This window comes from Serratia sp. AR11, assembly GCF_056376275.1.
Genome location: NZ_CM150739.1, coordinates 3,003,381 through 3,015,849, shown reverse-complemented (window position 1 = coordinate 3,015,849; position 12,469 = coordinate 3,003,381). Strand labels below are relative to the sequence as shown.

The 12,469-nt window shown below is 53.4% G+C and carries 12 protein-coding genes; 8 read left to right on the top strand and 4 right to left on the bottom strand.

Features of this window, described 5'->3' with window-relative positions:
* Nucleotides 1–143 precede the first annotated feature (143 nt).
* From rnm to rluB, 5 genes are all read left to right on the top strand, one after another.
* Nucleotides 144–1,031 (top strand): RNase RNM, encoded by an 888-nt coding sequence (rnm, locus tag ACSOSI_RS14200; RefSeq protein WP_476705651.1) that lies wholly within the window; start codon nt 144–146, stop codon nt 1,029–1,031.
* A gap of 48 nt (nt 1,032–1,079) precedes the next feature.
* Nucleotides 1,080–1,700, top strand: a complete 621-nt coding sequence (locus ACSOSI_RS14195) for an L-threonylcarbamoyladenylate synthase (protein ID WP_012145392.1) — start codon at nt 1,080–1,082, stop codon at nt 1,698–1,700.
* A gap of 115 nt (nt 1,701–1,815) precedes the next feature.
* Nucleotides 1,816–2,175, top strand: a complete 360-nt coding sequence (locus ACSOSI_RS14190; protein WP_476707273.1) for a Rap1a/Tai family immunity protein — start codon at nt 1,816–1,818, stop codon at nt 2,173–2,175.
* A 149-nt stretch (nt 2,176–2,324) separates the two neighbouring features.
* Nucleotides 2,325–3,122, top strand: coding sequence for an alpha/beta hydrolase (locus ACSOSI_RS14185; RefSeq protein ID WP_476705650.1), 798 nt, complete (start codon nt 2,325–2,327; stop codon nt 3,120–3,122).
* A gap of 150 nt (nt 3,123–3,272) precedes the next feature.
* Nucleotides 3,273–4,184 (top strand): 23S rRNA pseudouridine(2605) synthase RluB, encoded by a 912-nt coding sequence (gene rluB, locus ACSOSI_RS14180; protein ID WP_017893026.1) that lies wholly within the window; start codon nt 3,273–3,275, stop codon nt 4,182–4,184.
* A 43-nt stretch (nt 4,185–4,227) separates the two neighbouring features.
* Here the strand turns inward: rluB and cobO are convergent, their stop codons facing one another.
* Both cobO and ACSOSI_RS14170 read right to left on the bottom strand, forming a co-directional pair.
* Entirely contained in the window at nt 4,228–4,818 is a 591-nt protein-coding gene (gene cobO, locus ACSOSI_RS14175) for a cob(I)yrinic acid a,c-diamide adenosyltransferase (protein WP_012145388.1), read from the bottom strand.
* 13 nt (nt 4,819–4,831) lie between these two features.
* Nucleotides 4,832–5,593, bottom strand: coding sequence for a YciK family oxidoreductase (locus tag ACSOSI_RS14170; protein ID WP_261128611.1), 762 nt, complete (start codon nt 5,591–5,593; stop codon nt 4,832–4,834).
* Between the two features lie 360 nt (nt 5,594–5,953).
* On the opposite strand from ACSOSI_RS14170, the gene sohB reads away from it, so the two are divergent.
* Complete coding sequence (sohB, locus tag ACSOSI_RS14165; RefSeq protein ID WP_476705649.1) at nt 5,954–7,000, top strand: protease SohB; 1,047 nt, start codon at nt 5,954–5,956, stop codon at nt 6,998–7,000.
* Between the two features lie 45 nt (nt 7,001–7,045).
* Here the strand turns inward: sohB and ACSOSI_RS14160 are convergent, their stop codons facing one another.
* Nucleotides 7,046–7,297, bottom strand: a complete 252-nt coding sequence (locus ACSOSI_RS14160) for a YciN family protein (protein ID WP_012145385.1) — start codon at nt 7,295–7,297, stop codon at nt 7,046–7,048.
* A 426-nt stretch (nt 7,298–7,723) separates the two neighbouring features.
* Here ACSOSI_RS14160 and topA point away from each other — a divergent pair, with 426 nt between their 5' ends.
* Both topA and cysB read left to right on the top strand, forming a co-directional pair.
* Entirely contained in the window at nt 7,724–10,321 is a 2,598-nt protein-coding gene (gene topA, locus ACSOSI_RS14155; RefSeq protein WP_012145384.1) for a type I DNA topoisomerase, read from the top strand.
* A gap of 360 nt (nt 10,322–10,681) precedes the next feature.
* Nucleotides 10,682–11,656 carry an HTH-type transcriptional regulator CysB gene (cysB, locus tag ACSOSI_RS14150; protein WP_012145383.1) on the top strand — a complete coding sequence of 325 codons (975 nt, stop codon included), beginning with the start codon at nt 10,682–10,684 and terminating at the stop codon, nt 11,654–11,656.
* Nucleotides 11,657–11,783: 127 nt separating this feature from the next.
* Here the strand turns inward: cysB and ACSOSI_RS14145 are convergent, their stop codons facing one another.
* Nucleotides 11,784–12,389: a hypothetical protein gene (locus ACSOSI_RS14145; RefSeq protein WP_041418580.1), complete on the bottom strand. Its 606-nt coding sequence runs from the start codon at nt 12,387–12,389 to the stop codon at nt 11,784–11,786.
* Nucleotides 12,390–12,469: the final 80 nt, after the last annotated feature.

Sequence of the window (12,469 nt, the reverse complement as noted above, 5' to 3'; positions counted from 1 at the left end):
GTCAACCCTCTTTTCGCACAATGTTTTAGCGCCAGGCGTGAATTATTTTCATCAAGGGGAAGGGGACGTGACCCAGAATAGATTTCCGTCCGGCGGGCGATCGCGGGTATGATAGAAACCCAAGCCATTGCCGGATATTCCTTTTGACAGACAGCAACCCCCAGCCCTCCGCCTTTACTCTCTACGACTTACACAGCCACACCACCGCCTCTGACGGTTATTTGACGCCGGCGCAGTTGGTGCAGCGAGCGGTTGAAATGCGGGTAGGCGTTTTGGCGATTACCGATCATGACACCACTTCCGGCCTGGCCGCAGCGGCCGCCAGCATTGCTGAATTGTCGCTGCCGTTGCAATTGGTTAATGGCGTAGAGATCTCCACGCTGTGGGAAAATCACGAGATTCATATCGTGGGTCTCGGGATAGAGACCGAGCACCCGGCGATGGTGCAATTGTTGGCCGAACAGACTGAACGCCGTAACCTGCGCGCTCAGGAAATAGGTATACGGCTGGCTAAAGCGCGTATCGACGGTGCTTTTGAAGGTGCGCAAAAGCTGGCGGACGGTGGTGCGGTGACCCGTGGCCACTTTGCCCGTTATCTGGTGCAGATCGGCATGGCCGATAATATGGCTCAGGTGTTCAAGAAATACCTGGCCAAAGGCAAAACCGGTTACGTTCCGCCCCAGTGGTGTACAATAGAACAAGCCATTGATGTGATTCATCAATCTGGTGGCCAGGCGGTGATAGCTCACCCAGGTCGTTATGACCTGACGGCCAAATGGCTGAAGCGGTTGTTGGCGCACTTTGCGGAACATGGCGGTGATGCCATGGAAGTTGCGCAGTGTCAGCAGGCGCCGCATGAGCGTTCGCAACTGGCAAAGTATGCGCAGGAATATCAATTACTGGCGTCGCAGGGTTCTGATTTCCATCAACCCTGTTCGTGGATCGAACTGGGTCGCAAACTGTGGTTACCCGGCGGTGTTGAACCCGTGTGGCGTGACTGGCCGCAGCCGCAACCGGCCAAGGTCGATTGATTTAACGTGGGCGACGCCGCCCGCGTGCATCATTTTTAGGAGCAAGTCATGAGTCAGCTTTTTTATATTCATCCAGACAATCCGCAACCGCGACTGATCAATCAGGCGGTGGATGTGCTGCGTAAGGGCGGGGTGATCGTCTATCCCACCGATTCCGGTTACGCGCTGGGTTGCAAGCTGGAAGAGAAGTCGGCAATGGAACGTATCTGCCGCATCCGTCAATTGGACGGCAATCATAACTTTACGCTGATGTGTCGCGACCTGTCCGAGCTGTCGACTTACGCTTATGTCGACAATACCGCGTTCCGACTGATCAAGAACAACACACCCGGCAACTACACTTTCATTCTGAAAGCGACCAAGGAAGTGCCGCGTCGTTTGATGAACGACAAACGTAAAACCATAGGTTTGCGTGTGCCGTCGAACCCGATTGCGTTGGCGTTACTGGAAGTCTTAAACGAGCCGATGATGTCGACCACGTTGATGCTGCCGGGCAATGATTTTGCCGAATCCGATCCGGAAGAGATCAGCGATCATCTGGGCAAGCAGGTGGATCTGGTGATCCACGGCGGTTTCCTGGGCCAGCAGCCAACCACAGTTATCGATCTGACCGAATCCGCGCCGGAAGTGGTGCGCGAGGGCGCGGGCGACCCAGCGCCTTTCCGCTAAGTTATTGCCGGAATTTTTGCTCATTTTCTGAAAAGTGGCTGAAACGACGTCATTTATCGTTAAAGCCGCTATTCTACAATCATCAAAAATTGATAATCAGGCAGGATGCGTAGCGATGCTTAAGTGTGTTTCTCTTTTAGCGGCCATATTGTTTTCCTCTGCGGCCAGCGCGGGTTTTTATTCTGGCAGCGCCTTGCTGTCTGAGACCAGCGGTTATGTGAAAAATAAAGACGGGGCCGCCACCGTTGCCGAAGCGCTCGATGGCGGGTTGTTTATGGGCTATGTGGCTGGGGTATTCGATACCTTTTCGATGCAAGGCAACCGCAATATTTGCCCGGATGCCGGTATGAGCGTTGGCATGGCATCAGATGCAGTCATGCAGTATTTAAATGAACACCCGGAGCAACTGCACTACTCAGCACCTTCGGTGATTATGCTGGCGTTAACCGCCGCTTACCCTTGCGAACGGCATTAAAACTGTTCGTTTAGTGCGTATTTTTTCATTAGGTGCGAAGCCGATTATTTAGCACCATTTCCGATCGATGAAATCGATAAACGCTGTCATTTTACCGCTAACGCACAACACCCCTAACCGATGGGGGAATATGACGTTCAGGAGATAAAATGACAGCGTTTCGCCATGGTACTCTTTCCCTCGATTATCAAGATTCCGGCTCAGGTCCGCTGACGCTGGTATTACTGCCCGGTTGGTGTGAGCCGAAAACCGTTTTTGCCCCTTTCACCGCTTTGGCGGAACAACAATACCGGGTGATTAGCCTCGACTGGCGCGGCCACGGCCTGTCAGCCCGCGATGCCGGACTGTCGCTGGGCGCCGACGATTTGCTGGCGGATCTGCGCCAACTGTTACTGGCACTGCAAGTGGAGCGATTTGTGACCCTGTCTGTCGCGCACGCCAGTTGGATTGCGGTGGCGCTGGCCGAAAGCCTGCCACAGAAGACGCAAGGCATGGTGTTTCTCGATTGGATAATGACACCGCCCGAAGCGGAATTTTTCGATTCGGTACAACAAATGCAATGGCCAGAAAAATGGCTGGCGGCGCGCGATGCTTTGTTTAACTTCTGGCAAGGTGGCATTGAGCAACCGCAGGTTAAACATCATTTGACCGTTGAAATGGCGCGGGAAGATTTTCGTGTCTGGCAGGCGGCCGGCGTGGCGATTGAACAAGCCTATCGGCAATACCATTCGCCGCTTAACCGACTGCGTGAATTAAGCTCACCCCCGGCTTGTCGGCATATTTACTCTCTTGATCGTGACGCCGATTACCTGCGGCAACAACAGACGTTTGCCGCTGAGCATCCGTTTTTCTCGGTTGTACGACTGGAACAGGCCCGTACTCATCTCGGTATTCTGGAACGGCCGGATGCGGTGTATCGGGAGGTCGTCAATTTCCTCGGTAATTAATCAGCCGGGCAATAAAGTGGGTTTCAACCCCATTGAAAGCCTGTATAATGCGCGGTTCGATCTATGTAAACGTATTGTTACTGCTGCGGTGCCCGACGCCGCGGCAGTCATCCCCCCGACGCCTGTGAAGGCGACACTAGAGGTTGCTCAATGAGCGAGAAGTTACAGAAAGTTTTAGCGCGCGCCGGCCATGGCTCGCGTCGTGAAATCGAAACCATTATTGAAGCCGGCCGCGTCAGCGTCGACGGTAAAATCGCCAAATTGGGTGATCGCGTTGAAGTCACCGCTTCAATGAAAATCCGTTTGGATGGCCACGTTGTCTCAATTAAAGAATCCGAGGAAGAAGTTTGCCGTGTGCTGGCGTATTACAAGCCAGAAGGTGAACTTTGCACCCGTAGCGATCCTGAAGGCCGCCCGACGGTGTTTGATCGCCTGCCTAAGCTGCGTGGCTCACGCTGGGTAGCGGTAGGGCGTCTGGACGTCAATACCTCAGGTTTGCTGCTGTTCACCACCGACGGTGAGCTGGCGAACCGCCTGATGCACCCTAGCCGTGAAGTTGAACGTGAATATGCGGTGCGTGTATTTGGTCAGATTGATGACGAAAAAATCAAGCAACTGAGCAAGGGCGTTCAGCTGGAAGACGGCCCGGCCGCTTTCCGCACCATCAGCTTCCAGGGTGGCGAAGGTATTAACCAGTGGTACAACGTAACCCTGACCGAAGGACGTAACCGTGAGGTTCGTCGTCTTTGGGAAGCGGTTGGCGTTCAGGTTAGTCGCCTGATCCGCGTACGCTACGGCGATATCGATCTGCCTAAGGGCCTGCCGCGTGGCGGCTGGACTGAACTGGATTTGCCGGCGATTAACTATCTGCGTGAACTGGTTGAATTGAAGCCGGAAACCGTTAGCAAGATGCCGATTGAGCGCGAACGTCGCCGCGTGAAAGCCAATCAGATCCGCCGTGCCGTCAAGCGCCATACCCAGGTTGCCGGCAGCGGTCGCCGCAGCACCGCGGGCAGCAAGCCTGGCAGTAAGCCCGGCAACAAACCTAGCAAGCGTAGTTAATCATCACGCCGCAGCTTATTCGGGCTGCGGCGTTTTCTTTCTGTTACCAGTCAATTCCCTGTTGCGCCTTGATACCCGCGTCGAACGCGTGTTTCACCGGCCGCATCTCCGTGACCGTATCCGCCAGTTCCAACAGATCGCGATGGCATCCCCGCCCGGTGATAATCACCGTTTGGTGCGCAGGGCGCTGTCGTAACGCCTCCAGCAGTTCCTCCAGCTCAAGATAGCCGTAGCTGACCATATAGGTCAGTTCGTCCAGCAGCACCAGATCCAGGCTGCTGTCGGCCAGCATGCGCTTGCCGTGTTGCCATACGGCCTGACAGGCTGCGGTATCGCTGGCTTTATCCTGGGTTTCCCAGGTAAAACCGGTAGCCATCACCTGAAATTCAACGCCATGTTGCTGCAACAGATTTTTTTCCCCGTTCGGCCATTCACCCTTAATGAACTGAATAACGGCGGCTTTCATGCCGTGGCCGACGGCGCGGGTAACGGTGCCAAACGCCGCGGTGGTCTTGCCCTTGCCGTTACCGGTGAATACCAGCAGCAAACCCCGTGCGTCCTGAGCCGCAGCGATACGGGCATCGACCTGTTCTTTCAGGCGTTGCTGACGTTGTTGGTGGCGGTCTTCAGCCATGGTAAAACCTCTTTTATTCGGCGGCGCCGGGTTTACGGTTTGGCTGGGCGTCGAAGCTCATGCCGGTTTTACGGCGGCTGTCGTCACCCATCAGATAGAGGTAAAGCGGCATAATATCAGCCGGAGTTTTCAGCTTGCTTTTGTCTTCATGCGGGAAAGCCGTTGCGCGCATTTGAGTGCGCGTTCCACCAGGATTGATGCAATTTACCCGAAGATTGCGACTTTTATATTCATCGGCCAACACCTGCATCATGCCTTCGGTGGCAAACTTGGACACCGCATAGGCACCCCAGTTAGCCCGCCCGCTACGGCCGACGCTGGAGCTGGTAAAGACCAGCGATCCGGCATTGGATTTCAATAGTAGCGGCAACAGCGCCTGGGTGAGCATAAAGGTCGCGTTGACATTCACCTGCATCACCTCGTTCCACATCTCCATCGACAGCTCGGCCATCGGGGCGATATCGCCCAGTAGCCCGGCATTATGCAGCACGCCGTCGAGGCGCGGGACATGGGTAGCCAATTCTTCGGCCACCTGTTGGCATTGTTCCTGAGTGGTATGCAGCAGATCCAGGGTGATGATGTAGGTTGGCTCGCTGCTGAGCCTGGCGATTTCTGCTTGCACCGCCTGCAGTTTGCTTTCGGTACGGCCTAACAGCACCAGTTGCGCACCAAATTTTGCGTAAGTGAGTGCCGCTTCGCGACCGATACCATCACCGGCGCCGGTGACCAAAATAATACGTTTTTCCAGCAAATCTTGTTTAGGTTGGTAATGCACAATAATTCCTCGCGCCTTGGCGGCTGGTCTCCCGCTTGCATCGGGGAGAGGGGTGGGTTGAGAGGCCATGACAGGAGCTAAGGCTCGACCGCATGCAAGGCCCCGCAGCGAATTTGGATCATCATGTTGATGAATAATCCGTGTTATATGCCTTAAATGGATCGTATTTTCAATGATTAGGCAGCAGAATCGGCATTCTTTTGTAACAAAAACGGAACAGCAGCGGCTTGGTTAAGCCAAAATGCGCCCACATAGTAAAGAGGTAGCACAAGGAATTTTTATTTAGCCGCGACAGCCACTGCGTCGGTTGGCTAGAATGAATGAGATAGTACTAACAACCTGTTAATAAAGGCGGAATCTGTGGAGTTTATATCTGTTTACGGCCTGTTTTTGGCCAAAGTCGCGACGGTAGTGATTGCCATCGCCGCGCTGGCGTTGCTGGCGGTCAGCCTGGGGCAACGCAAGAACCGCCAGAAAGGGGAACTGCAGCTGACTGACCTCGGTGAACAATATCGCGATATGCAGCGTGATATGCGCCTGGCGCGCATGGGTGATGCGGAACAAAAGGCCTGGAACAAGCAGTTTAAAAAACAGACCAAGGCCGATGATAAACTGAAGAAACAACGCGCTAAAGCCGGTGCGGTTGAAGCCACCAAGCCTTGCCTGTACGTGATGGATTTCAAAGGCAGCATGGATGCCCATGAGGTGACCTCACTGCGTGAAGAAATCTCGGCGGTGCTGGCGGTGGCGACGCCGCAAGACGAAGTGTTGCTGCGGTTGGAAAGCCCGGGTGGGGTGGTACACGGTTACGGCCTGGCGTCATCGCAACTGGCACGTTTGCGCACCGGCGGTATTCGCCTGACGGTCGCGGTAGACAAGGTGGCGGCCAGTGGGGGCTATATGATGGCCTGCGTGGCGGATCGCATTGTTGCGGCTCCCTTTGCCATCATCGGTTCAATCGGCGTCGTGGCGCAAATCCCCAACTTCCACCGCCTGCTGAAAAAGAATGATATTGATGTAGAGCTGCACACCGCCGGCGAGTTCAAACGCACGCTGACGCTGTTTGGTGAAAATACCGAGCAGGGGCGTGAGAAATTCCGTGAAGATCTGAACGACACCCATGAGCTGTTTAAACAGTTTGTGCATCAGCAACGTCCATCGCTGGATATCGACAGCGTGGCGACCGGTGAACACTGGTTCGGCACTCAGGCGAAAGAGAAAGGGCTGATTGACGCTATTGGCACCAGTGACGATTTACTGATCGCTGAAATGGAGAATCACGAGGTGGTCGGGGTGCGCTATGCACGTCGCAAACGCATGATGGACCGTTTTACCGGCAGTGCGGCAGAAAGTGTCGATCGTCTGCTGTTACGCTGGTGGCAGCGTGGTGAAAAGCCACTGCTTTAAACCGCAGAATTAAACATCAAAGGGGCCAGGGCCCCTTTTTAATGCTTAGTCGACTAAATGATATTTATCAGAAAACACGTGGGCCAAGTGTTTAAACATATTAAATACTGCGGTAGTTTTTATTGTTGGCAATCCGTCCGGATCCAAAAAGAATTCGCCGCGGAAAACTAAAACGCTGCCTTTTTGTTCAACATCGGTGGCAACCATACCTTGCAGATAATCATCATGCTGACGAATTAGATTATTTGCTTCTTCCAGCAGGGCTTCACGGGCAATAGGTGAGGTTTCAGCGCGCATTTATTACACTCCAATGAAAAATTCTGCACATATTCTAACGCCAGTTCGCATTTATCCGCAAACAGACTAAGGTTTATTTGCCGTCTGGATGGCCAGCACTATCTGCCGATTGGCGAAATCTGCCTTTCCGTGCTAATTAGGTTGCGTGACGCTTTTTATCAGGTACAGTGTGGGATTTTGCGGCGTCGGGTGGAAGGTTTTGTTTACGCCATAAATGAGTTTCACACAGCCATACCTCTGGGGCATGGGTGAATAGCGGCCAGGATCAACAACTTGCGTTCAGGTTGAGCAGTTAAGCAGCCAATAGAAAAAAACATGTTGATCTCTTGCCAGACTGCCGCAATATAAAAAAGAGATACGAATCGCTGCGGCAAGGCGAGATAAAAGACTTCTTTTTAGAAGAAATAAAATTAGGTAAAGGTAAATATGGGTAAAGCTCTCGTAATAGTTGAGTCCCCGGCAAAAGCCAAAACTATTAATAAATATTTAGGTAATGACTACGTGGTGAAGTCCAGCGTCGGTCATATCCGTGATTTGCCGACCAGTGGCTCAGCCAGCAAAAAGAGCGCTGACTCAACCGAAGACAAAGCCAAGAAGAAAGTTAAAAAAGATCCAACGACGGCGCTGGTAAATCGTATGGGCGTCGATCCCTACCATGGCTGGAAAGCGCATTACGAAATCCTGCCGGGTAAAGAAAAAGTTGTTGCCGAGTTAAAGTCGTTAGCGGAAAACGCCGACCACATTTATCTCGCAACCGACCTTGACCGCGAAGGGGAAGCCATTGCCTGGCACCTGCGGGAAGTTATCGGTGGTGACGACAAACGCTTTAGCCGCGTGGTGTTTAACGAAATTACCAAGAACGCGATCCAAAACGCGTTCAAACAGCCCGGCGAACTGAATATCGACCGTGTCAACGCACAGCAGGCGCGTCGCTTTATGGACCGCGTGGTGGGTTACATGGTCTCGCCACTGCTATGGAAAAAAATTGCCCGTGGCTTGTCCGCTGGGCGAGTGCAATCCGTTGCGGTTCGACTGGTGGTGGAGCGTGAGCGCGACATCAAAGCCTTCGTGCCGGAAGAATACTGGGAGTTGCACGCCGATCTGTTGGCGAAGGGTGATACCGCGCTGCAGATGGAAGTGACCCATGCCCACGACAAACCCTTCAAACCGGTTAACCGTGAGCAGACTCACGCCGCACTCAACGTGCTGGAAAAAGCCCGTTATACGGTACTGGATCGCGAAGACAAGCCGACCAGTAGCAAGCCGGGTGCACCTTATATTACTTCTACGTTGCAGCAGGCGGCCAGTACCCGACTAAGCTTTGGCGTGAAGAAAACCATGATGATGGCTCAGCGCCTGTATGAAGCCGGTCACATCACCTATATGCGTACCGACTCCACCAACCTGAGCCAGGATGCGCTCGAGATGGTGCGGGGCTACATCGGTGACAATTTCGGCGACAAGTACCTTCCGAAAGCGCCGAACCAGTACAGCAGCAAAGAAAACTCGCAGGAAGCACACGAAGCCATCCGTCCGTCGGATGTCAACGTGCTGGCCGAGCAGTTGAAAGATATGGAAGCGGATGCGCAAAAACTGTATCAGCTGATTTGGCGCCAGTTTGTCGCCTGTCAGATGACACCGGCGCAGTACGACTCCACCACGCTGTCGGTGAAGGCCGCTGATTACCAGCTGCGCGCCAAAGGCCGTACGCTGCGTTTCGATGGCTGGACCAAAGTGATGCCTGCTCTGCGTAAGGGTGATGAAGACCGCACCTTGCCGTATGTTGAAGTAGGCAGCGATCTGGAACTGCAGAAACTGATCCCAAGCCAGCACTTTACCAAACCGCCAGCGCGTTATAGCGAAGCGTCATTGGTAAAAGAGTTGGAAAAACGGGGTATTGGGCGTCCTTCAACCTACGCTTCGATCATTTCCACCATTCAGGATCGTGGTTATGTGCGAGTCGAAAGCCGCCGTTTCTACGCTGAGAAAATGGGTGAGATCGTTACCGACCGTTTGGAAGAAAACTTCCGCGAGCTGATGAACTATGACTTCACCGCACGCATGGAAAACGGTCTTGACCAGGTAGCCAACAATCAGGCCGAGTGGAAAGCGGTGCTGGATGAGTTCTTTGCCGAGTTCAGCGAACAGCTGGAAACGGCGGAGAAAGAGCCGGAAGAAGGCGGTATGCGCCCGAATCAGATGGTGATGACCAGTATCGATTGCCCAACGTGCGGTCGCAAGATGGGTATCCGTACTGCCAGCACCGGCGTTTTCCTGGGTTGCTCCGGCTATGCATTGCCGCCGAAAGAACGTTGTAAAACCACCATTAACCTGGTGCCGGAAACGGAAGTGCTCAACATTCTCGAAGGGGATGACGCGGAAACCAACGCGTTGCGTGCCCGCCGTCGCTGCCAGAAATGCGGCACGGCGATGGACAGCTACCTGATCGATAACCAGCGCAAGCTGCACGTGTGCGGTAACAACCCGGCGTGTGACGGCTATGAGATTGAAGAGGGTGAGTTCCGCCTGAAAGGGTACGACGGCCCTGTGGTTGAGTGCGATAAGTGTGGTTCTGAAATGCACCTGAAAATGGGGCGCTTCGGTAAGTACATGGGTTGCACCAACGAGAGCTGCAAAAATACCCGTAAGATCCTGCGTAATGGTGATGTTGCACCGCCGAAGGAAGATCCGGTTCCATTGCCGGAACTGCCATGCGAAAAGTCGGACGCTTACTTTGTTCTGCGTGACGGCGCTGCCGGTGTGTTCCTGGCGGCCAATACCTTCCCTAAATCGCGCGAAACCCGTGCGCCGTTGGTGGAAGAGTTGGCCCGCTTCAAGGACCGTCTGCCTGAAAAACTGCGTTATCTGGCGGATGCGCCGGTGGCAGATGCGGAAGGCAACAAAACGCTGGTGCGTTTCAGCCGCAAGACCAAGCAGCAGTATGTCTCGGCAGAGAAAGACGGCAAAGCCACTGGTTGGTCTGCTTTCTACATCGATGGCAAATGGGTTGAAGGCAAAAAATAAATTTGCAGCCTGAATGCAACATTAAAAACCAGCCCATGTGGCTGGTTTTTTTATTGGCCAAAGAGGGCTAACGGATCTATCCTTGGCTGTTTTTTTCCTCCTGGGGCCAGGGTTTCACCTTGATCACAATGCAAAATAATCGTTACCACAGTGTGACGTGGATCTATACTTGAAGCTGTAGCGTGATATAGTGGTTATATAAAAAGTTTTTTTATGATTAAAGCTTATTAACAACGGCGGTTTCTTCAGCGTCTGGGTGAAACACGGTGTTTATGGCTTGTTACTTTTCAGCATACCGGGGCGACACCGATATACCTGGCTGCGGCTCAACGCAGTGTTTAACCTAGGATGGTATAAGATATGAAATTGCAGCAGCTTCGTTACATCGTGGAAGTGGTTAACCACAACCTGAATGTCTCCTCGACGGCAGAAGGGCTTTACACTTCACAACCCGGTATCAGCAAACAGGTGCGGATGCTGGAAGATGAACTGGGCATCCAGATTTTCGCCCGTAGCGGTAAGCACCTGACTCAGGTGACACCGGCAGGCCTTGAAATTATCCGGATCGCCCGTGAAGTCCTGTCCAAGGTAGATGCCATCAAAGCCGTCGCCGGCGAGCATACCTACCCGGACAAAGGCTCACTGTATGTGGCCACCACTCACACCCAGGCACGTTACGCGCTGCCTAACGTCATTAAAGGCTTCATTGAGCGTTATCCGCGTGTTTCGCTGCATATGCATCAGGGGTCGCCGACGCAAATCGCCGAAGCCGTATCCAAAGGCACCGCAGACTTTGCCATTGCCACTGAAGCGTTGCACCTCTACGACGATTTAATCATGCTGCCGTGCTACCACTGGAATCGCGCGGTGGTAGTAAAACCCGATCATCCATTAGCCGGTAAAAGCCACATCACCATCGAAGAGTTGGCGGCTTACCCGATTGTTACCTATACCTTCGGTTTCACTGGCCGTTCCGAGTTGGATACCGCTTTTAACCGCGCCGGTCTGACGCCACGCATCGTATTCACCGCGACTGACGCCGACGTGATTAAAACTTACGTGCGACTGGGGCTTGGTGTAGGGGTGATTGCCAGCATGGCTGTGGATCCGGTTCAGGATCCTGACCTGGTGACGGTGGATGCGCGTGATATCTTCACTTATAGCACCACCAAAATCGGTTTCCGCCGCAGCACCTTCCTGCGCAGTTATATGTACGATTTCATTCAACGCTTCGCTCCACATCTGACGCGTGACGTGGTCGATAGCGCAGTTGCGCTGCGTTCCAACGAAGAGATTGAAGCGATGTTTAAAGACATCAAACTGCCGGAAAAGTAAGCCGTCAGGTTAATGGCTGATAGCAGGAGGGGAACCGACCCCTCCCTGTTTCATCTTTTCAGGTTTGTTCACCTCTGATATCCCCTTTGTACTCCCACAGAACGCTGCCAGTACCGGCATCCATTCGTCAGCTGTTTCTCATTGCCAGTTTCTGCTGCACGGCAAGCAGGGTGCGGCGCCTTATCCAACCGCTGGCCGGGCGAATGGCTCCCCAATAGCAGGCAAAACGCGCTTTTACCTGGGGCGTAGGGCACCAGACGAAGGTTTCCGTACTCAGTATTGCCCATCCGGCATTGTCCTGTGTGACGTTGAAGCGCAACACCAGCTTAGCCGCAGCGGGATCGTTGTAATGGGCAAACTCTTCTGCATTGGCCAGATTTGCCACCCCCATGGTTGGGCGCCAGAAACGACCGGCCAATCCAAGAGAAATTTCATTAGTGTTCTGATGCAGCAGGGTAAAAGTGTCAAAACCAAATGCAGCGGCCGGCGTAGTATTTTTGGTGTTGGTGAACCATTGGCGCAGCTTCGTGGGTAACTGACGCAGCATCAGTAACCGGCTTATGATTGGGTCCTCGGCCATATCCAGCGCAAGCACCGCCTGAATAATGGCTTCAGGTGTGGCATTAATGGGGGCTGACTGATGTTTTTCATGAAAGCTGAAGGCGGGAATATAGGGCGGCGCGCCTTGCCAGCGCTGACACTCACGTTCACTGACGAATCCCAAAAATGCCACTATTCTCTCCCTGGATTTAAAATATGACTTTGGCATCACGGCCAATGCCGTGCGGACGGCTGGAAAGGAACCTTAACAGA